We start from the raw sequence: 19,686 nt of genomic DNA on the forward strand, positions 1-19,686 counted from the left end.
AGTAAACTCCTTACGGCATCTGCCATTTTTCAATAGCTGGACGCTTTCTCAATGTACGATAAATATTGTAAAACTTAAGGTAAAGCTTACCCCAAGTGTCATCAACTAAACAACTGTATATGTATAATCCAAAGTGATAAAAAAGTTTTACTTTTTCTGGTGGATAAAAGGTTTTGAACTCTGACTTATGTTGCATGGCTTCTGCCATCCACTTTTTATAAAAATCGCCACCTTTTTCCTTTGCAACCTTCAGAGCGTCTTCTGCAGTATAGCCCTGACTGCATCCTATCATAAGCTTGTAAAATATCTTATAGAAATGGTAAGATGCGCTCTGTCCCATCACTTCTTCAAGAACTGGATAAAAACCTTTGACAAGCTTAAGCCTTTCTTCAAAGTTTTTTTCAAGTGTATCGTTCTGCTTCATAGCTGAACTTATTCTTTGTCTATAAAAATACAACCTGCTATCAACACAATTTATAACTGTTGCAAATAAAATATAACACAGGTTAAACTCTAAATCTTCACCAATATGGCAGTCTTCCAGGAAACGAATGTGGTGTTTTTGAATAATTGAGGCTTTGTACAACTTATTCCATACCTCATAACCTATTTTATAATCTAATAAAGGATTAGTGATTAAGTCTATTTTCTTGGGATTACTTGAAATATCTATTCTCCCTTGAACAAAATCAAAATTGTCTATAAGCTCTCCAGCTTCATTGATTCGCTGATGCTGAAAGCTTACCCAATCAACATCAGTATTTTCCATTGCATCAACCGCTTTCTGTAAAGTCTCAGGCACAATATAATCATCACTATCCAAAAACTGAATGTATGCACCATTCGCCTGTTCTAATGCAAAGTTTCTAGTAGCTGAAACACCAGAGTTCTCTCTGAGGAAAGCACGAAAACGAGAATCCTTTGACACGAAACTTTCAATGTGCTGCCAAGTGGAATCCGTAGAACCATCATCTATCACCAAGGCTTCCCAATTTGGATATGTCTGTGACATTATGGATTCCAAACATTCATCTATGTAGTTTTCAACATTGTATGCCGGAATAATTATCGACACTAGCTTTTGAGCTTCCATAATTGTCGCTTTCACATCCTATCTAACTCTATACCTTGGTTATTAAGCACTGACTATATATTTGCAAATGCCTTACAGAAAACCTTTGGCATTTTATCAAATAATCCATATTTCATTTGTTGCTTGCTGGTAAGAAGATGCTTGTGTTTCTTATAAAGCTTATCAAACATTTCCATTGATGCCTTCTGCATGTCTACATCCCCTGCCTTGTAATGCTGTGCAAGCTTAAGCAAAGCCCACTTCAAGGTAGTGTTTGCAAATTCCATCTCTCCATGCTCTACAGCCTTGGTAATTCTATCATCATAAGCATCTATAACATGAAGATGTTTGATATCACCCTGATTTTCTTTACCAGTAATACTTTCGCTATTTATCCTGTAGATGTAATTCTTTTCAGGAATAAATACAGCTTTATTCATATCAAAAATAATATTGTTAATCATAAATTCATCTTCATGAATAAGACCAGGTTCAAATCTGTAATTAGCAAAGATTTCTCGCTTATACATTTTGTTCCAAGCCACAACCATGATTACATACTCACGGGCAATTGGATTAGAAAGCCAATCACGGCAATCAGAAGCATTCATAATCCTTTTCTCCTCAATCGGAGCTTCTGAATCAGCCAATCTAGAAGATGCAATATTGCACATTACAAAATCGGCATCATTTTCATCCATAGCCTTCACAAAATCGTTAACAAAACTATCTGTAACAAAATCATCTGAATCTATAAAGCAAAGATACTTTCCTTTCGCTACGTCTATACCACTGTTTCGAGCAGCTGAAAGACCACCGTTAGCCTGATGAATTACGCTGATTCGAGAATCCTTCTTAGCCCATTCATCACAAATCATTCCGCTGGAATCTGTAGAGCCATCATCTACAAGAATCATCTCAAAATTCTCATAGGTCTGACTAAGTATAGAAGTAATACAATGCTCAAGAAAACTTTCTACATTGTATACTGGCACGATTATCGATATTAATTCCGAGTTATTAGTTGTGTTCAAAACTCTCTCCTACTTTCCCTTAATGTTGTCTTTAAGTTCCATAAGTTTTTCAAAAACTTCATGGCCCTTCTTCTCTCCAAGGAGTCTGTTAAGCCCTCTCATAAGAGCAATATATTTTTTACCACTTTTTCCATGCCAACTTCCTTCGAAGTGATGAATTGAAAAGGTGTTTTTTGTAACCTTGATTCGCCCGGTAGACCAGCTTTTCGGACAAAAAAAATCCATGGGATAAATCTCTACCCCATCCACATTTTGACGGCTTCCGTCAGTCTTAAGTCCATGTGCTAGAAGTATTTTTGTTCTAAGCTTCGGACTTTCTATATATTCAAAAGAATCATCATAAACCTGAAGCATCTCTTTAAAAACGGGATGACCTGGCATGCAACCAAAGCCTTGACCATCATTAACAAGATCTGGTCTCTCAAAGCCCATAAAAGCTTGATTCGAAAGTAAGTCATCAAAGCTTTTCAAGACCTCAACATCCGTATCAAGATATATTCCACCATGCTGAACCAAAACATCAAGTCTGGCATAGTCTGATACAAACGCCCATTTTTTATCTAAATAAGCCTGCTCCATAAAAGGGTGCTTATGAATATCGTAGTTTTCTTCATTCCATTCGATTATTTCGTAGTCAGGACAATTCTTTTCCCAGGAATCGATCATTTTCAAAACCTTTGCAGGCTTTGGCGCGTTTCCAAACCAGAAATAATGAATCTTCTTTGGTATTAAAGCTGTGCTCATTTCTTTCCTCGTGTTGCTTTAAATGTAAATGAAATCTATAATCAACTTATGAATAAGACAATAACAACAATAATTCCTTTTTTTAATAGTGGCAACGACCTATCAAGAATGATAGATAGTATCTTGAAAGGAACAGTGTTGCCTTCTGAGCTTTTACTCATAGACGATGGTTCCAGCGATGAATCTGTGACTCTAGCCAAGGATTATGCCAATCGTCATTCCTTTATCAAATATGTAAAACAAAATCATGCAGGTGTGTCTGCAGCAAGAAATCTGGGTATTGAGCTTGCCACCGGTGAGTGGATAAGTTTTCTTGACGCTGACGACTATGTTGAGCCAAACACCTATGAACTGATGCTAAACGCAATAGCCGATGAAAGTTTTGACGGCTGTGTTTGTGGTTACTTTACTGAAGTAGATCAGCTTTCCACTGCATATATTGGTGAGTATCCAGATAGTCTCACCTCAGAAATGCTTCTGAAAGCCATGTTCACTGATGACAATGTTAGAGGCTTTTTATTTACGAAGCTTTTTAAAGCTAGTATTGTAAAAAATGCAGCTTTTGATGGAACAATCAGCATGTGTGAAGATTTACTTTTCCAAACCACCTTGCTGAAAAACAATCCAAATCTTAAATTTGCCTATGTAAGTCAGCCCCTTTATCATTATGTGCAAAACTCAAGCTCTGCTACAAACAAGCTAAATCTATTTAATGGAAGCGAGTTTAAATATAAACCTGCTTTTGATCAGATACGCAAAATGCTACCTGAACAGTATGTGGAAGACAGCTATAATTCTATTTTGGAGTATAGCATGTACCGATTGCTGAAAGCATATCAATCCGGCGACTCTGCTTTGATTCCACAGATTCGTTTGCTTCAAAAGGAATTGAAAGCTGTTAAACCTTCAAATTCTGGCAAACGTCGACTTGCATATATGTATGCGCCAATAATATACAGCAAGCTAATGAAGTGATTAACCCTTCATTAGCTGATAAATACCACGGAAGAAATAGAAAAATCTAAAGGTTCCTGTTCTTAAGCACACATATCTAAGTGTGCTTATTTTTTTTGCTGCGTATACTTCCTTGAGAGTTGTTTGAAACTCTGTGGATTTAAGATTCTTTGAAAGCTTTTGCTTAATGCTACAATTTTTGCTTCCATGTTTGTACTCTTCGTACATACTAGTTAATCTACTTACCCAGTCAGTAATGTAGATAGCCTTAACTACCATTATATTTTCTTCAGTAGCACCAGGTTGTGCCACTTCCCAATTAACAAATCTTCTGTAAAGATACTTTGTATCCTCTAAATCATTACAATGATATGAAATAGAAAGACTATCTCCACATCTCTTAACATAGTGATATAAGCACTTATTAACTATACCTATGTTTCCAGGACTCTTTTCCAAATAATCTAGGTTGAATTTTAAGTCCTCTCCAATGTTTATTTCATTATCAAAATAAATACCATTTTCCTTTATCAAATTAAGGTCGTAGCATTTATTAGTTACGAAATTGAAAATCTTAAGCCACGCAAGAGTAGCCGCAGAAGCTCGAGACATAATGTAATTTTCACCCTCGACGAATCCGTAAGCAGACTCTAAAAGATGTTTTTTGTTCTTTATGTTCTTGTTGTAAACATTGTCATAAAACATGCCACAACATATAAAGCTTATGTCGGTGTTCTGCCATTCTTCTATTGCTCTTATGAAGCTCTCTGCCAAATCTGACTCCGGATAATCATCTGCATCGAAGAAGATAATGTAGTCTCCTGTTGCAGCATCTATACCATCGTTTCGTGTTCGTGAAACTCCACTATTAGCATGAGTTATAACCTTAATTCTAGAATCCTTTTTCGCAAATGATTTACAAATCGATAAAGTATTATCACTAGAGCCGTCATCAACAACTATTATCTCTAAATTAGAATATGTTTGAGCAATCGTTGCTTCTAGGCAATTCAATATGCAATTTGCTGCATTATATGCCGGTATTACTACCGATAGTTTCTTTCCCATGTTTAGTATTTAATAAACTCCCAAAGTTGTAATGCAATTTTCTTTTTTAAACCAGCACTATCAGGAATTCCAAATTCTTTTATTAAACCTCTATACTCTCTAGCCAGTTCTTTTTTTGTCTCAACATCAGAGTTTCTATATACATATTTAATGTACTCCGCAAGAGACCATACACAGTGCTGAACTAACTCTTTCTCTTTTTTATCTGTAAAGAAGTTAATTCTTTCTCTTACTGCCCAAATATAATCCTTATACCTTCCAGAAAGACCAGCATTCATTATACTGTTTTCTCTCTGATAATATTTGTAAAGACAATCTGGAATGTATGATACAATCTTAGCCTTATACAATAGCTTATAGGTTGTAGCCTCATCCTCGTGATACTTTCCTTCCGGATATCTGACTCCTTCCCACAACTGTGCTTTATAAAGCTTGTTCCAGGCAACAGTACAAATATTGTTGGTTCGCATCATCTGTACAAGGCTTTCTCGACCTGACCAGACACCATAAACATCACTCGTAAATGGAATTTCTGGCTTATCTCCGTCAAACACATATGCAAATCCACAAGCTGCAATCTGAGCGTTATGCTTTTCAGCCTGATTCATTAGTATCTCGATAGTACGAACATCAACATAATCATCGCTATCAACAAAGAATATGTATCCACCGCTTGACATATCTATACCAGTATTTCTTGCGCCAGAAAGTCCCTTATTTTTTTGATGTGCAACTTTTATTCTTGAATCATTTTTTGCAAGTTCATCACACATCTTGCCACTAGAATCTGTAGAACCATCATCAACTAGTATAATTTCCAAATTCTTGTATGTCTGGTTTACAATTGAATCAACACATCTTTCTAGCTGCTTTTCCACATTATATACAGGGACAACAACCGAAACAATTTCATCTGTGTTTTCAGAATTCAAAATCCCAACGAATCTATCATAATAGGTATGAATGTCAAATTCCACATTCTTTCGTGCCAATTTGTAGCCTTTTTTGCCAAGGGCGAGGCGAAACTCTTTTTCGAAACCCAGTTTTCTAAGGGCAACATATAAATTATCACTCAAATTATTATTCTTGTCTACAATTAATGCTCCATCTCCTACAACTTCTGGAAGCGCGCCAGAATTTGTTGTGATAAGAGGAATACCCTTAGCAATAGTTTCCAATGCCACAAGTCCAAACGGTTCTTCATTAATTGTTGGCATTACAACAACGTCAAACTCGTTGTACTTTTCTGCCATATCTTTTGTAGATATCCTCCCATGGCACTTTACAGCCTGTGGATTCCTATCAGCCTCTAGAAGAACTTGCTTTTCATATTTTGTAGGATTATCAGAAAAGCCTATTATATCTAGACTAATATGCGAACGTTCTATACCACTCAATGACTCAAATAGCATATTGTACGCTCTTACAAGTTCTAAAACACCCTTTTCAGGAATAACTCTTCCCGCATAAAGGAATTTTGTATTCTCATCATTATCCTTTGTCGTAATAGAATATGAATCAAAATCTACACCATTGTAAAGTATATCAACAGATGCATTACTAGCATATTTTAATATTTGGTTCTCAATATACTTGCTAATTGCAATAAAACGAACACCAGCATCTGCTAACAATCTTATTTGTTCTGGTGATCTATATATATCCACATCATTATGCATGTGAAAAAAGATAGGATAATTTCTTTCCCCACCTATTCTCTTTAACAATTCTACAGCCGTAGACATTTGATTTTCTATAATAACAGCAGAATAAGATTCTTCCAACAAAGAATCTTCTAATAAAAATCTATTTATAATGTTCTTATCAAGTAAGCGAGTAGCACTCTTGGTTCCTATAGTTCGATAGTACTTATCAGTCAGCTTCTCTATCTTTGATGAAATTAAATTGGGCGAAATTGAAATTATTTTAGTATGAGAATAGTTTAAATTTTCATAAGAAGTGTCAGCAATAGTGTATAAATCTATTGCATAATTTTGCGATATTTCATTTTGATTTAAAAGACACGTAATAAGCTCCTCCACAGCCCCACCTTTAGTGGCAGGTACCGGGAGGATGCAAGGTGCTATAATTGCAATCTTTTTCATATATTTTTTATAGTGCTTTTATGCCACCCTTATATAACTTAATTGTACGAGCTACAACATCATCCCAATTATATTTATTGAGAACGAATTCAGCGGCCTGCGACTTGTATGTGTTAACTTCCTGCTTGTCATCCAAAAGTTGAATTAATTTGTTTTTCAAATCTTCTACGTCACCCTTTTGGAAGGTGATTCCCTTATCCTGAACAACACCTGCAGTTTCATTAATATCACTAACAAGGCAACAGTTACCATAGCTCATTGCCTCAAGAAGAGAAATTGGCATGCCCTCTACATCACTTGGTAATACGTAGAGATAAGCATTTGAATATAACTCTTCAAGAATCTGTCCCTGCTGGAAGCCAAGCAACATGATTCGCTCGTCTTCTCTAGCTGCTTTCTTAATCTTTGAAACATAATCATTACTGTGACTTGTTCCACCAACAATAACAAGCTTCTTATCAGTGTGAATCTGCTTATAAGCTTTGATTAGGTAGTGAAGTCCTTTTTCAGGCACTATACGAGCTAAGAAAAGAATGTATTCATCCTTCTTTAATCCGAACTGCTCTGTAATAGCATCAGCCTCAAGAATCTCTGGCTTACCAATTCCGTTAGGAATTAATGTGGCTTCTCTATTATACTTGTCCTTAAAGAACTTCTTATTACCCTCAGAAAGAACTATTAATTCATCAGCATACTTTGCTGCACATTTCTCGCCAAACTCAAGATATCTTGTGGCAAAGCCACCCCACTTAGCTCTTTGACTATCAATACCATGGATTGTTGCAACAGTATGAATTCCTAATAAATGTGGAAGCCATAACATTGCGCATGGGCCTGATGCATGAAAATGTATAACATCATAGTGATGGAAAACTGCATGCAATGTTGCAAGAACAGAATAGATTGTAGCATTCAAACTCTTCTTTTCTGAAGTTGGAACAGTAATGATATGTATACCCTTGTACATCTTACCGACTGCTATATCGTTTTCAGCACCGGAAACATGATGACCTTTTCTGTTATAAACATAAACATCATGGCCTTCTTCAACCATCTTAGATGCCAACTCTTCAACAACGATTTCGATTCCTCCCTCTCTGGAAGGAATTCTTTTGTGACCTATCATTGCTATCTTCATCACTAAATTCTCCCTAAATCAACTAAATCTATCTCTTCTTAATGTAAAGTACTAATAATGCTCCAACAAATACAACGCCAACAAGTGAAACAATTTTTCCAACAATAGCAAGAATATTCATTACTGCATTATCTTCAGCTTCAGCCTCTGTCTCCTTGCTAACACTAACACCAAATGTTCCTAAATCTGTGTGAACCTCTTCGCCAGAAACATCTGTATAAACTAAAGCTACGCTAACATCCTGCTCACCAGACTCTTTGAATGTTAAGTAGAAATCTTCATTGTAGCTCTTTCCGGAATAAATAGTGTCAAGCTTAATTGACTTACTACTGCTTGAAACATTACCATCAACAACAAGCTTAGCATCACTAATATTTGAACCGCTCTGGTTTACATATCCAATACTAAGTAATGACTTACCATTTACGATAGCATGTGAGCTAACGCTAAGGGACTTAACACCAATTGTACTTCCGCCAGACTTTGGAATAATGAGTGACGCTTCGTTGTTCATGCTCTGTCCGCCAGCTAAGTAGTTGAATTTACATGTTAAATCAATTGCATCACCAACAAATTGTGAGCTAATGCTAAGTGGTACTTCTACCTCTTTATTCTGTCCTGCACCGATTGTGCCAACATAAATCTGGTTATCATTTCCATATGTTGGATAAGCCATACCTGACGCACTTGAGAATGTTAACATAAGGCTGGTAGCCGCTGTGCTTGAACCAGTGTTGTGAAGATTAAGCTTAACTGTAATCTCCTTTCCACTATCAAGCATACCGCCTTCGATTGTATATCCCTCAATTTCAACAATTGCCGATGATGAAGCCTCTGCTACTGGAGAAGGAGCCTCTGTAGCTTCTGTAGATTCGGTAGCTGTAGCTACTTCCTCTGTAGGTTCTGTCTCCTCTGTGGCATTTGCAATTAAACTAACATTTGTAAAAGCGCAAACTGCTGTTAAGAGGCAAACTGCACTTTTCTTGATAATAAATAATCTGTTCTTCATTATTGCCTCCTAGTCATTCTTCCTATTCTTTTTTGCGTAACGCTCGTTCTGGAAGTAGTCATAATCCTTATGGAATGATGAATACTGATCCATATCAACCTTGTTTACAATTGTTCCGATGAGATTTGCCTTAACTTCCTTAAGGGCATTTGCAGCCTCAATAAGTCCAACCTTAGTTGTCTCTCCAATTGAAGATACAAGGATTGTTGCATCAACATTTACTGCGATAACCTTTGCATCCATTGCAGCGTTAACAGCTGGCATATCATAAATGATGAAATCATATGACTCTGATAACTCATTTCTAGCTATTGTCATCTTGTTAGAACATAATAATCTAACAGGATTATCAATAAGCTCACCACATGGAATATATGAAAGATTCTCTGTAGTTGTTTCGCAGATTACATTCTCAAGAGTAACTCTATCCATAAGATAATCTGAAAGACCTTCAGAAACATTCTCATTTAATCTCTTATAACGATTCTTCTTTCTCATATCACCGTCGATAAGAACTGTCTTCCATCCTGAGCTTGCAAGTGCTGCTGCAAGGTTAATTGCCACAGTTGTTGTACCATCACCTGTCTCACATCCACAAATAACAAAGCTCTTATAACCATTCTGCTTCTTAAGAATATGAAGGTTCATTACTGACTGGTCAAAAGCGTCGTTAAGTATATAATTATCATTCTTGTAAATATCTAGCTTTTTCACTTCATTACCTCCTATTCCTTAAAGTCTGGAATGAGTCCGATTACAGGAATCTCATCTCTAACAGAAGCTTCTCTGACTGTACGTACTTTTCTATCAAAGATTTCACAAACAACAACAAGACCACATGCTAAGATAAATCCAATTCCCATGTAGATAAATCTCTTCTTCCATGCACTATTTGAAGCATCAAGTGTCTTTGTATATGTGTATGCATTATCCAGTGTTTTAACGGAATCATTCTTAAGAATCTCTTCCATCTCAATCGCATATGACTGCGCCATAGCATCTGCCATCTCCATTGAAAGTGCAGGATCAACTGTTGTTGCACTAAATGAAATGATAGTTGCAGAACTGTTCATAAAGTTTGAAATAGCTGAAGAAGATGATGTTTTGTTTGCAGAAGAGCTAACATTTACAGCGCTCTGTACATCTGATGCAGAAACATCACTACGTCCAATAATAAGAGCAGCTCTCTGGCTAACCTTATATGAATTAGCAACGTTCAAATACGCATTCATGGCTGTAACCGCATTAGTTGCATCTGCATAAGAACCATCTGCCGAAGCATAAACAGTCGCATTTGCAGTATATAAATCATCACCTACATTTACTGTAAGACCAAATCCGATTATAAAAAATAAAACAGTGATTATTAAGATAAACTTTTTCTTTTTTAGCAGTGCTAATAAACAACGCCCTACATCAATTTCTAACTCATTCTTATACATTTCAAAATATCCTTCCTATTTAATCATAGTCTTCGCAATGTGTTAAATTATATCATCCATGTCAACAATTGTATATTGATATTTTTTTAATTTTAACAAGCCATATATTTATTTTTTTGTTTATTTTCACAAATAATACACATTTCATACTTATGAAACATTTCATAATAATTATTGTTTAGTAATTATGCATATTTGTGAGCTCCTTTTCTTATGTATAGTGCTATTATATAGTGCTATTGATTTTCAATTATTATTATTGTATAGTTACCACCGTGAACAGATAGGAGTTATATATGTTTGTATTTTTAGGATTATTTACATTAGCACTATTGATTGCTAATGGTATTTGCTTTTTCAAAAGGAAATACCTTTATTTATTTATACCGTGTATGTTGTTCCTACCGAGCTATTATGGGATACACATATCCGATTCTCTACCAGTAATTACAATGGCAAGAATTATGTTCATCCTATTTTATATATATGCTTATATTAATAGGAAACGCTCCATTAACATTAAAGAAATATCAATAAAAAATCTACCAAAAGAATACTTTTTCTTATATGGATATTTCATACTGAGAATTGTTACCAACCTCTATTACGCAACCACATACGGGCAGCCAATCAAAACCATATTCCTCATCATATTTGAACAACTACTATTCTTATTGGCTATTTATTTGCTTGCTCTTACAAAAGAAGAGCTTACTACTCTTTTAAAAGTAGTTGTATATGTAGCAACAGCATTATTCGTAATAGGTATATTTGAAAGTATCACCTCAATCAGACCTTTCGATGCCCTATACACCGCCCAGCGATATATGTTAAATGACCACTATGTTAGATTGGGCTTATTACGTGCCACAACCACATTAGGTCTTCCAGGTTTCTACGGAAATATGTGCATCCTTATGCTACCAGCGATTTTCTACTTGTATGAAATCACAAGACATAAGCGTTTTTTGGTTATAGCTGGTCTTGATATATTAGCTATGATACATTCCGGTTCTAGATCTGATGTATTCTTTACAACAGCTGTTATTATCGCCTATTTTTTATATGTTGTAAAAGGAAAAGAACGAAAACTCCTATTTTGCAAAAATGCATTAGCTGTTATTTGTTCATTATTATTAGTAGTGATTGCTTGCAGTTTAATAAACGATAATCTTCGTTACTTTTATTCAGGTTCCTGCAAAGCAGTATTAAATGAAGTAGGTTTTGATTTTGACTTGGACAAAGATGCCCCTGATGATGTTAATGGATTCGGCGTTAATCCAACAGGCTCAATATCAAGGACCCGCCAACTATCAGGCCTCACCTACACTGCAAGAATCAATCCTATCTTTGGATTAGGCTCAGGTGCTCAAGTCAGAGGTGATGTTCAATATTACTGGAAAGACGAATGGCATGTAGTATACTCATACGATTTAGGATTTGTTGAAACATTCTGTGATGAAGGCTTCATTGGAATATTAGCAATGATTTCCTTATTTATTTTCATGATAGCCACATCAAAAAATAGTAGATTTTTACAGCTTTCAGTTTTCAGCTACTTGTTATCTACATTAAGTACAGCGAATATGTACACGTTTTTATTTGCTTTCATTTTAATAGAAATATCACTTAGAAAACAAAACGGCTAAAAGCCACTACAAATAAGTCTCATCTTTAAGAAGATGAGGCTTTTTCTATTCTCAAAAAATCTTTTTTTGCCCCTAAAACATCATTAAATATATGGTGCATATTATGCACCATAATATTTCACTAAAATTCCGATTTTATGGTTAAGATTTTGTGCAATCCAATAAAAAATAAAATATAGAATAATACCCGTTGCTTTTTGCGTAACATTTCTGTAATATATTTAGGACGTAGTGCCTTAATACACAGGTGTGTATTAAAGTAGCGATACGCCTAGATTTACCAGCTCTATGTAAATCATAAACTAGCTTTTAAGACATTATATTTTATAACTATATAGGGAGGTATTATTTTTGAACGTAAAAAAATTATTTTCTAAAGGAGTAATTATTACATTATTCTTTGTTGTATCCATGGCTTTACTTTTCTCAGCCTATCATTTTTTATCACCATATTTTTCAAATGAACAGGTTGCTTCAGATGAACAGGTTGCTTCGAGTGAGACACGTGTTATTTATAATGAAATCTGTAAAACTGAGCCCGAAGCTGAAAAATCTGAAGTTTCAGAATCAGAGGAAAATACAGATGCTAAAGAGACTTCTGATTCCGCTGAAGATGATACTCAGAAGGCACAGACAGCCACACCTGATTCCTCAGAGAATTCCTCTAAAGATTCGACTAAGGAAGATACTAATTCAAGCAACAGCGATACAAAAGAATCTTCAACTAATTCAAAAAATGATAATGCCACTGATAAGCAGGCTGATTCTGATACTCAGAAAAATAATGAGACCAACAAAGATGATCAATCTTCTACTGAAGATTCAAATACCACTGATGAAAATGAAGATGAACAAGACCAGTCCGATACAGATACTAATGATGAGGATAACGAAAAGGATGAAGAACTATATTCCTTATACAGCTCTGATAATGCAAACGACAGAAAACTAGCTAACAAAGAGCGTTTACTATCACAATCACTTTTAGCTGTACCTAAGACTAAGGCTAAGGCAAATACAAAATCTGCTTCAAATACATCTTCCGCTAAGACTTTCAATAGCTTACAAGATTTAATTAATGCAGATCTTGAAGCAGGAGCTACAGCTTCAACAAAAGGCTTCAGAGCTGATGGTGATGGTGGTGCCGCAAAATATAAAATAACCTCTACTGAAAGTTCAAAAGTTGATGGAGTTTTTTGCTTGAAGCTAGCTAATGGCAATTATGCAAATTTGGTTTATGACTACAACACTCCAATCAATGTAAGTTTATATAACATTACACCTAACAATGCTGTATCCGATAAGATTAACCAATTTATTAATATTGTCAAAGGGAAAGTCATAGGTATCAAATTCAATTCAGGTACATATTATATAGACAAGCCTGTAATGTTAGCTTCATTGAATTATTATGGAAATAATACTAAGTTTGAAGTTGCAAGCAACTATTCAACCAAAGGTTTTGGTATCTTTTCAACCCAAAATACTACAGACGATTTTTCAATAGAGATACATGATATTAATTTCCATTGGTCTATAACAGGTGCGCAGCAATTCCTTGGTAATTCCGGTAGTGATACTGTGTTTATGATTGTTTATAATACAAAGCATTTTGTCATAAATAACTGTAACTTTACTATTGATAATTCCTCTGGCGTTAATAAGAAAGCAACTGTACTTTGGTTCAAACAACCAAAATACATAAAGAATGTAACTCTTAAAAATTCATCATTTATAAATAATTCAGGAAACAGCCTCCCTGCTTCACAGCACTTAATTGGAGGATGTGTATGGTTCTCTGGTACTAGTAAAGCATTAATTCCAGTTGATAATGTCAATATTACCAACTGCAATATAACTTCTACACTATCAGATGAAGCATTAAGCTTTTGGTTCGTTAAAGCCAGCAATGTTACTGTTTCAGGCGGTACAATAACAAACACTTACTGTTCAAGTGATAATGTAGTTGGCTTTATGGATGGTATTTTTACCAAAGTCAATTTTAATAATGTAACTTATAATGTTAATGGTCCTGCACTCCATGTTAGTAAAATGGGTAACCTTTGGGGTGCATCACATATGAAATTTACTGGATGTACAGTCAATATAAACTGCGATAATCTGAAACCTTACAGTAACGCTGTTGCAATTTTCTACATTTACCATGATAAGAGCGGTACATCCATAAAAGATAAGTCTTCAATTTACTTAGATAGTTGTAAATTCAACCAAAACACCAAAGTAGGACAATACCGTTCAATTGTTACTACTCATGGAACTAGCAATAAAGAAGTATATATAAAGAATCCAACAATCAGCAAGAACGTAAAGCTAAAAGAATCTGTAGCTAACTTTGAAAAGACTACAAACTGTTATTTATACTATGCAAAAAGCATTAAGGCTAATTCATTTGTTCCATATAAGTTAATTAATTCAAGTAATATTAAGTTACACAATATTTACTAGTATTAAGATTACAAAAGCTATCTGAAAGGACCACTATAATGTGGTCCTTTTTATTATGTTAAAAAAGGTAACGTTTATCTCAAATGTCCTTTTTACCACGTCAGCTACAAAAGGGGGTATATTTTCAAGATAACTTATTTTATATAACTTTTTCAGCGACTTTTTTCAAATACTACACAGTTTATACATACTCATTACCTACACTTTTTTTAAGGTGACAAATTTACCATGAAAGGAGCTGTTGTATTATATGAAAAAAGTTCTCTCCCTTCTTTTAGCCGCCATATTACTTGCATATCCTGTAAGTGCATATGCAGCTGAAGAATCACAATCTACAACTCCCGCCAGCGACACTTCCTCGGCAGAAGATTCTGGTGATACTAGCACCGAATCATCCGCCCCTGAAGCTCCTGCTCAAGAAGCGCCAGCAGCAGAGGCTCCGACAGAAGTAAGCGGAGCAGGTGAGGGACAAAGTGCGGACAATCCTTCACCTGATAATCAATTGAATATTGATGAGAATAATGGCATACAAAATCCGGAAAATGACGATGACAAAAATGCATCTCAAGATGAACACATAGATGATCCTTCTGAAGAGAAGGAACTAACCGATGAAGAAAAAGAGTTACTAGAAAAAGAAAAACTAGAAGAGTTAGAAAAAGAACAGGACGAAGAAGAAATACCAGAACATGAACATGTATTTGTATATACCAGTAATGGGGACGGTACTCATACTGTAACCTGCTCTGCTACTGTTATAACAAAGAATGATGACGATGAAATCGTTGAAGAAGAATGTACATACAATGTAATCGAAGAATGTTCCTTTGATGAAAATGGTAAGTGTATTCTTTGTGGATACGAAAGACCTGAGGAACAGGAGGAATCCTTTAAACCTTCAGTAGGGATTTCAATCAGTAATCGTAACTGTGTAATAGGTGAATCAAATCCTGTTATTTGCTTAAATATCTCCTCTGAGGAATTTGATATAGCATACGCGCAGATTTGTTTTGCCAATTACAGTGAAAGCAAATTTATTAATGTAGGTTTAGCACAAGGTAAATATTTTGATCATTTAACAAAAAATTTTGTTTACACCTCTGACAACAGCTGGTATGCTAGTCCTGATGTGTCTAAAGACCTAGTATCAGGAAATTACTCTGTACGCTCTTTATATATTAGAAGTACAACAGGTGAATCTATTCATTATTCTATTGAATCAGATAATCTACCTGCAGAATATCAGGATAGCTCTATTCAACTCCGAGGTGAAGGCGAAGTATTTGAAGAAGCACCTCCTGTAGAGGAATTAATCGGTGATTCTTCCGATTTAGAGGTTCCTCTAGGTGGTGAAACTGTGGTATCAGATCCTGCGAAGGAGTCACCTGTAGATACAAAACCTGTGGCAGATAAAGCAGTTGATGAATCACCGATAATTAGAGAGTCAAAGGCACCTTCACAGGAGCCTTCTAATTTGACAAACCCAGAACCTACTACAACAGAGGAAGAAGCACCTGCAGAAACTACAACTACTGTTTCAGAAGATGAATCTCCTGTTGTAGAGGAAGTTCCAGTGGAAACACCTAATCTAGGTACAACACCAAATACTACTATAGAAGAGCCAGCAACACCTGCCCCAGCAGAGTCATCTAGCGCTCCTTCTAAAGAAGAAAATAAGGTAGCGGAAGAAAAAGCTACTACCACACCAACAAAAGAAGAAGACACAAAGTCCAATAAAGATTCAACCAAGAATCAAAATAATGATAAATCTAATACTAAGACAGAAGAACAGCAACAGCCTACTGTCTTCAACCAGATGATGAGTTTCTTCAAGAAGCTATTCAAATTCTAATGTATAAGATTTAACCATATTCTTAATCTAAAAAATTGCACGAGGAGGAAAGATGCATGGACATAAAATTATTCTTAACAAAACGAAAAAGGCTTTTATCTGTTCTTGCATTATGCTGCTTTGCATGTTTTTGCATATTAATTGCAAAGCGTAGCAGCATAATAATAGACGATCCCAACACTCCTCTTTCTGCGTCATATATCGAGGCTATGTTTTATGTAGAAAACACTGATTCAGGAAGTTTAACCTGTGTAGGGGATGGGCTACTTAAATCATCCGCTGAAATCTCAAATGATGCAAAAGCAACTAAGGCAGCAATTGTAACTGCTCCAGATTATACTGCTGTTACAGGTGATACACTAAAAGTCAAATGGAGTACAGTAAAAACTTCTGGTGATGAAATTCAAGTCTATGGCGCTATTGTTTCAGCCGAGGCAGAAGACACCACCAATACTGTACATTTTACAACTTTAGAGCAAATGACCTTCTCTAATGTAGAAGCAGGAACCATTGCTACCACAGACGGCCTATATAAGGCTAATGACGGCGGTGCAGCTAAATATACCATTTCTGATACACCTACAGGCAAAGCAGACGGTGTATTCGAAATTAAGCTCTTAAATGGTAAATATGCTAATTTAATGTATGATTCTAGCCAACCATTAAATGTAGCATTATTTAATGTTTTCCCAGGAAGAGCTTCTACTGATAGCATTAATACTGCTATCAACATGGTTAAAGGCAAAGCAAGCGGATTACAATTCAATCCTGGTACATACTATATTGATAAACAAATTAAGCTTGATTCCATGGCTTATTACGGTAATAATACCACTCTTGAAGTATCAGATAACTTCATCTCTAAGGGTGTTAGCGTTATTACTACCAAGAATACAACAGACGACTTTTCAATCGAATTACACGGTTTAAATCTTCACTGGGAGATTAAACCAAGTCAAACCTTACAGGGCAATGGCAAATACGATACTATGCTTATGGCTCTATTCAATACCCAACATGTAGTTATCGACTCTTGTAAGTTTGAGGCTATTAACAATGCAGGTATCGATAGAAAAGTAAGTCTACTCTGGTTCAAGCAACCTAAGTATATTAAGAACGTTACTATTACAAATTCTTCATTTGAAAATAGAACCGGTATAACCCTTTCTACTACAGATCATTGGATGGGTGGATGTTTATGGTTCTCTGGCACAAAGGATTCATTATGTACAGTCGATAATATTAATATTTCAAACTGTAACGTACATACTACTTTGGCAGATGAGGCAATATGTTTCTGGTTTGTAAATGCTACAAACGTTCATTTGAGTGATTGTACAATTTCAAACGAACACTGCAACAACGACAATGTTCTAGCCTTTGTTGACGGAGCATTTAACAACGTTTCCGTACAACGTACAACATTTAATGTTATTAGTCCTTCAATGTATCTAACAAAAATGGGTAATCTTTGGGGAACATCCCATATTAAATACGATGCTTGTACCTTTAATGTTAGCGGACAAAACTTAACACCATATAAGAATGCCGTAGCGTTATTCTTCTTATATCATGACAAATCAGGAATAACATTAAATGAAACTTCATCACTACTCATTAACAACTGTAAGTTTAATTCACTTAACTCTACAGGACAGTATCGTTCTATTATTATTGCTTATGGTGTAAATGATAGAGATATTCATTTCAACGAACCAGTTATCGATAGTAAATTGACCCTGAAAGAAGCAGTTGCTAATTTTGAAAAGGCTAATAATTGTAACCTTCTTTCTAATAAGAGCTTAGAGGGTATCAGTAGCTCTAAGACTTACAGAATTGTAAATTCAAATAATATTCAATTATTAGACGGACGTTAATAATTAATTATCAAAAGGCCACCTCATATTGATGAGGTGGCCTTACTTTTATCATATTATGCTTTTTTCGCTGCTTTTCTTCCAACCATCCAAGGAAACCATCTGTTAATAATGAATGATGGGATTATAAGGATTAATGACAATAGTATTGTTATCAATACAGAAATGATAATTGAATAATATATATTATGTAAACAGGTACAATACATTGTTCCAGCCTTACATTTTAGGACGCGTTGTACAACCGCATATAATTTGCCATGCAGTGCAAAATATATTAGGGTGTTAGCTCCCACATATTCAATATAATTGTTAGTTTTTAATACTTTACTAAGCATTATCAACAGTAATACGCCAAGTAAACTAATAATATACGAGGCTGCAATCCAGCCTACTTTACCTAATAGCTCTTCTGAAAGGAATGCTATAAGCACTAAATATACGAATAATAAGATGAATCTATTAAGTCGTGTGTTCTTTGAATCAACAAACTCCTCAACCTCACCCTTGAAATAATATCCTAAAAGCATCCACAACATTGCCTGGAATATATACTCTAAATGCCATGGCAATGCAGCTTTTCCCCATGGGAAGAAATTCTTTGGGAAGAATTCAACATATAATTTACTTATAAAAGACAATATAAATATAAATATAACAGCAATATTTCTATTCTCAATCTTTACCACATAATAAAATGGTATAAAGGCAACAAATAGAGCCGCTACAAACCATAACCCATCTCCATATCCCCTTATCTGGAGCAGGTTTTTCAATACTTCAGTTTTTAAACATCTATTAGCTTTAAAGGAAATTACTTGTGAAGCAAGAATATTTAAATTAGAAAAAATGAACCAAGGTAATAATAACCCCTTAGACTTCTTCTTCAAAAGAACGACAAATGATTCTGGCTGCCGATACACATATCCCGAAACAAAAAAGAAACCAGTCAAGCAAAACGGAGTATAGAAAGATTTCATTATTTCAGTATTAGTCTCTAAATGGGACAGCATTACAAACATAATACAAATATACTTTATAATATCCACCCACTCTACTCTTTTAGTATTAATCATTAATTATTCTCCTCATATATTCACGCACCTAAATATTATAACAAACACAAAATTCGCCTTCTATATAATAAGCGACAAAATCTTTAGCTAATACCATTACAATATTTGTATATCTTTTTGCTCATTCTTATTTTGTTGGTCAATTTTCCACAAAAAAAACCTTTTGAAGACAGTTTTATAAAACCAACCATCTTCAAAAG

Annotated in this window: 15 protein-coding genes; 5 read left to right on the plus strand and 10 right to left on the minus strand. The window is 35.0% G+C overall.

From position 1 onward, the window contains the following. Nucleotides 1–10: 10 nt before the first annotated feature. The 3 genes from BLR54_RS11575 to BLR54_RS11585 are packed head-to-tail and all read right to left on the minus strand — an operon-like array spanning nt 11 to nt 2,850. The gene (locus BLR54_RS11575) at nt 11–1,108 is read right to left on the minus strand and encodes a glycosyltransferase family 2 protein (RefSeq protein ID WP_176761937.1); all 1,098 of its coding nucleotides are present in this window, start codon (nt 1,106–1,108) and stop codon (nt 11–13) included. Nucleotides 1,109–1,146: 38 nt separating this feature from the next. Then, entirely contained in the window at nt 1,147–2,106 is a 960-nt protein-coding gene (locus BLR54_RS11580; protein WP_090421253.1) for a glycosyltransferase, read from the minus strand. Nucleotides 2,107–2,115: 9 nt separating this feature from the next. Beyond that, nucleotides 2,116–2,850 (minus strand): glycosyltransferase family 32 protein, encoded by a 735-nt coding sequence (locus tag BLR54_RS11585; protein ID WP_090421255.1) that lies wholly within the window; start codon nt 2,848–2,850, stop codon nt 2,116–2,118. A 48-nt stretch (nt 2,851–2,898) separates the two neighbouring features. Here BLR54_RS11585 and BLR54_RS11590 point away from each other — a divergent pair, with 48 nt between their 5' ends. After that, complete coding sequence (locus BLR54_RS11590; protein WP_090421257.1) at nt 2,899–3,825, plus strand: glycosyltransferase family 2 protein; 927 nt, start codon at nt 2,899–2,901, stop codon at nt 3,823–3,825. Here the strand turns inward: BLR54_RS11590 and BLR54_RS11595 are convergent, their stop codons facing one another. Genes BLR54_RS11595 through BLR54_RS11620 form a run of 6 tightly spaced genes read right to left on the minus strand, consistent with a single transcriptional unit; the run spans nt 3,826 to nt 10,566 of the window. After that, nucleotides 3,826–4,872 carry a glycosyltransferase family 2 protein gene (locus tag BLR54_RS11595; RefSeq protein WP_090421259.1) on the minus strand — a complete coding sequence of 349 codons (1,047 nt, stop codon included), beginning with the start codon at nt 4,870–4,872 and terminating at the stop codon, nt 3,826–3,828. A gap of 2 nt (nt 4,873–4,874) precedes the next feature. Then, nucleotides 4,875–6,977, minus strand: coding sequence for a glycosyltransferase (locus tag BLR54_RS11600; protein WP_090421261.1), 2,103 nt, complete (start codon nt 6,975–6,977; stop codon nt 4,875–4,877). 7 nt (nt 6,978–6,984) lie between these two features. After that, nucleotides 6,985–8,115, minus strand: coding sequence for a glycosyltransferase family 4 protein (locus BLR54_RS11605; protein ID WP_090421263.1), 1,131 nt, complete (start codon nt 8,113–8,115; stop codon nt 6,985–6,987). Nucleotides 8,116–8,143: 28 nt separating this feature from the next. After that, complete coding sequence (locus tag BLR54_RS11610) at nt 8,144–9,124, minus strand: COG1361 family protein (protein ID WP_090421265.1); 981 nt, start codon at nt 9,122–9,124, stop codon at nt 8,144–8,146. Nucleotides 9,125–9,133: 9 nt separating this feature from the next. Then, the gene (locus BLR54_RS11615) at nt 9,134–9,838 is read right to left on the minus strand and encodes a CpsD/CapB family tyrosine-protein kinase (RefSeq protein WP_090421267.1); all 705 of its coding nucleotides are present in this window, start codon (nt 9,836–9,838) and stop codon (nt 9,134–9,136) included. Between the two features lie 11 nt (nt 9,839–9,849). Continuing rightward, on the minus strand, nt 9,850–10,566 hold the full coding sequence (locus tag BLR54_RS11620; RefSeq protein ID WP_090421269.1) for a Wzz/FepE/Etk N-terminal domain-containing protein: 717 nt from the start codon (nt 10,564–10,566) through the stop codon (nt 9,850–9,852). A 674-nt stretch (nt 10,567–11,240) separates the two neighbouring features. Here BLR54_RS11620 and BLR54_RS11625 point away from each other — a divergent pair. From BLR54_RS11625 to BLR54_RS11640, 4 genes are all read left to right on the plus strand, one after another. Then, nucleotides 11,241–12,215 carry a hypothetical protein gene (locus BLR54_RS11625; RefSeq protein WP_143008440.1) on the plus strand — a complete coding sequence of 325 codons (975 nt, stop codon included), beginning with the start codon at nt 11,241–11,243 and terminating at the stop codon, nt 12,213–12,215. Between the two features lie 351 nt (nt 12,216–12,566). Beyond that, nucleotides 12,567–14,681 (plus strand): hypothetical protein, encoded by a 2,115-nt coding sequence (locus tag BLR54_RS11630; protein WP_090421273.1) that lies wholly within the window; start codon nt 12,567–12,569, stop codon nt 14,679–14,681. A 250-nt stretch (nt 14,682–14,931) separates the two neighbouring features. Next, on the plus strand, nt 14,932–16,533 hold the full coding sequence (locus tag BLR54_RS11635; RefSeq protein WP_090421275.1) for a hypothetical protein: 1,602 nt from the start codon (nt 14,932–14,934) through the stop codon (nt 16,531–16,533). A gap of 56 nt (nt 16,534–16,589) precedes the next feature. Then, nucleotides 16,590–18,410: a hypothetical protein gene (locus tag BLR54_RS11640; protein ID WP_090421277.1), complete on the plus strand. Its 1,821-nt coding sequence runs from the start codon at nt 16,590–16,592 to the stop codon at nt 18,408–18,410. A 56-nt stretch (nt 18,411–18,466) separates the two neighbouring features. On the opposite strand, the gene BLR54_RS11645 is transcribed toward BLR54_RS11640, so the two are convergent. Continuing rightward, entirely contained in the window at nt 18,467–19,486 is a 1,020-nt protein-coding gene (locus tag BLR54_RS11645) for an acyltransferase family protein (RefSeq protein WP_090421279.1), read from the minus strand. Nucleotides 19,487–19,686 lie beyond the last annotated feature (200 nt).

The sequence above is a fragment of the Pseudobutyrivibrio sp. YE44 genome, assembly GCF_900104335.1.
GTDB lineage: Bacteria > Bacillota > Clostridia > Lachnospirales > Lachnospiraceae > Pseudobutyrivibrio.

What these genes read in the sequence shown, in the direction of transcription:
- BLR54_RS11645 (WP_090421279.1), bottom strand. Translation starts at nt 19,486, where the DNA reads ATGATTAATACTAAAAGAGTAGAGTGGGTGGATATTATAAAGTATATT.
- BLR54_RS11605 (WP_090421263.1), bottom strand. Translation starts at nt 8,115, where the DNA reads ATGAAGATAGCAATGATAGGTCACAAAAGAATTCCTTCCAGAGAGGGA.
- BLR54_RS11585 (WP_090421255.1), bottom strand. Translation starts at nt 2,850, where the DNA reads ATGAGCACAGCTTTAATACCAAAGAAGATTCATTATTTCTGGTTTGGA.
- BLR54_RS11635 (WP_090421275.1), top strand. Translation starts at nt 14,932, where the DNA reads ATGAAAAAAGTTCTCTCCCTTCTTTTAGCCGCCATATTACTTGCATAT.
- BLR54_RS11640 (WP_090421277.1), top strand. Translation starts at nt 16,590, where the DNA reads ATGGACATAAAATTATTCTTAACAAAACGAAAAAGGCTTTTATCTGTT.
- BLR54_RS11600 (WP_090421261.1), bottom strand. Translation starts at nt 6,977, where the DNA reads ATGAAAAAGATTGCAATTATAGCACCTTGCATCCTCCCGGTACCTGCC.
- BLR54_RS11595 (WP_090421259.1), bottom strand. Translation starts at nt 4,872, where the DNA reads ATGGGAAAGAAACTATCGGTAGTAATACCGGCATATAATGCAGCAAAT.
- BLR54_RS11620 (WP_090421269.1), bottom strand. Translation starts at nt 10,566, where the DNA reads ATGTATAAGAATGAGTTAGAAATTGATGTAGGGCGTTGTTTATTAGCA.
- BLR54_RS11610 (WP_090421265.1), bottom strand. Translation starts at nt 9,124, where the DNA reads ATGAAGAACAGATTATTTATTATCAAGAAAAGTGCAGTTTGCCTCTTA.
- BLR54_RS11590 (WP_090421257.1), top strand. Translation starts at nt 2,899, where the DNA reads ATGAATAAGACAATAACAACAATAATTCCTTTTTTTAATAGTGGCAAC.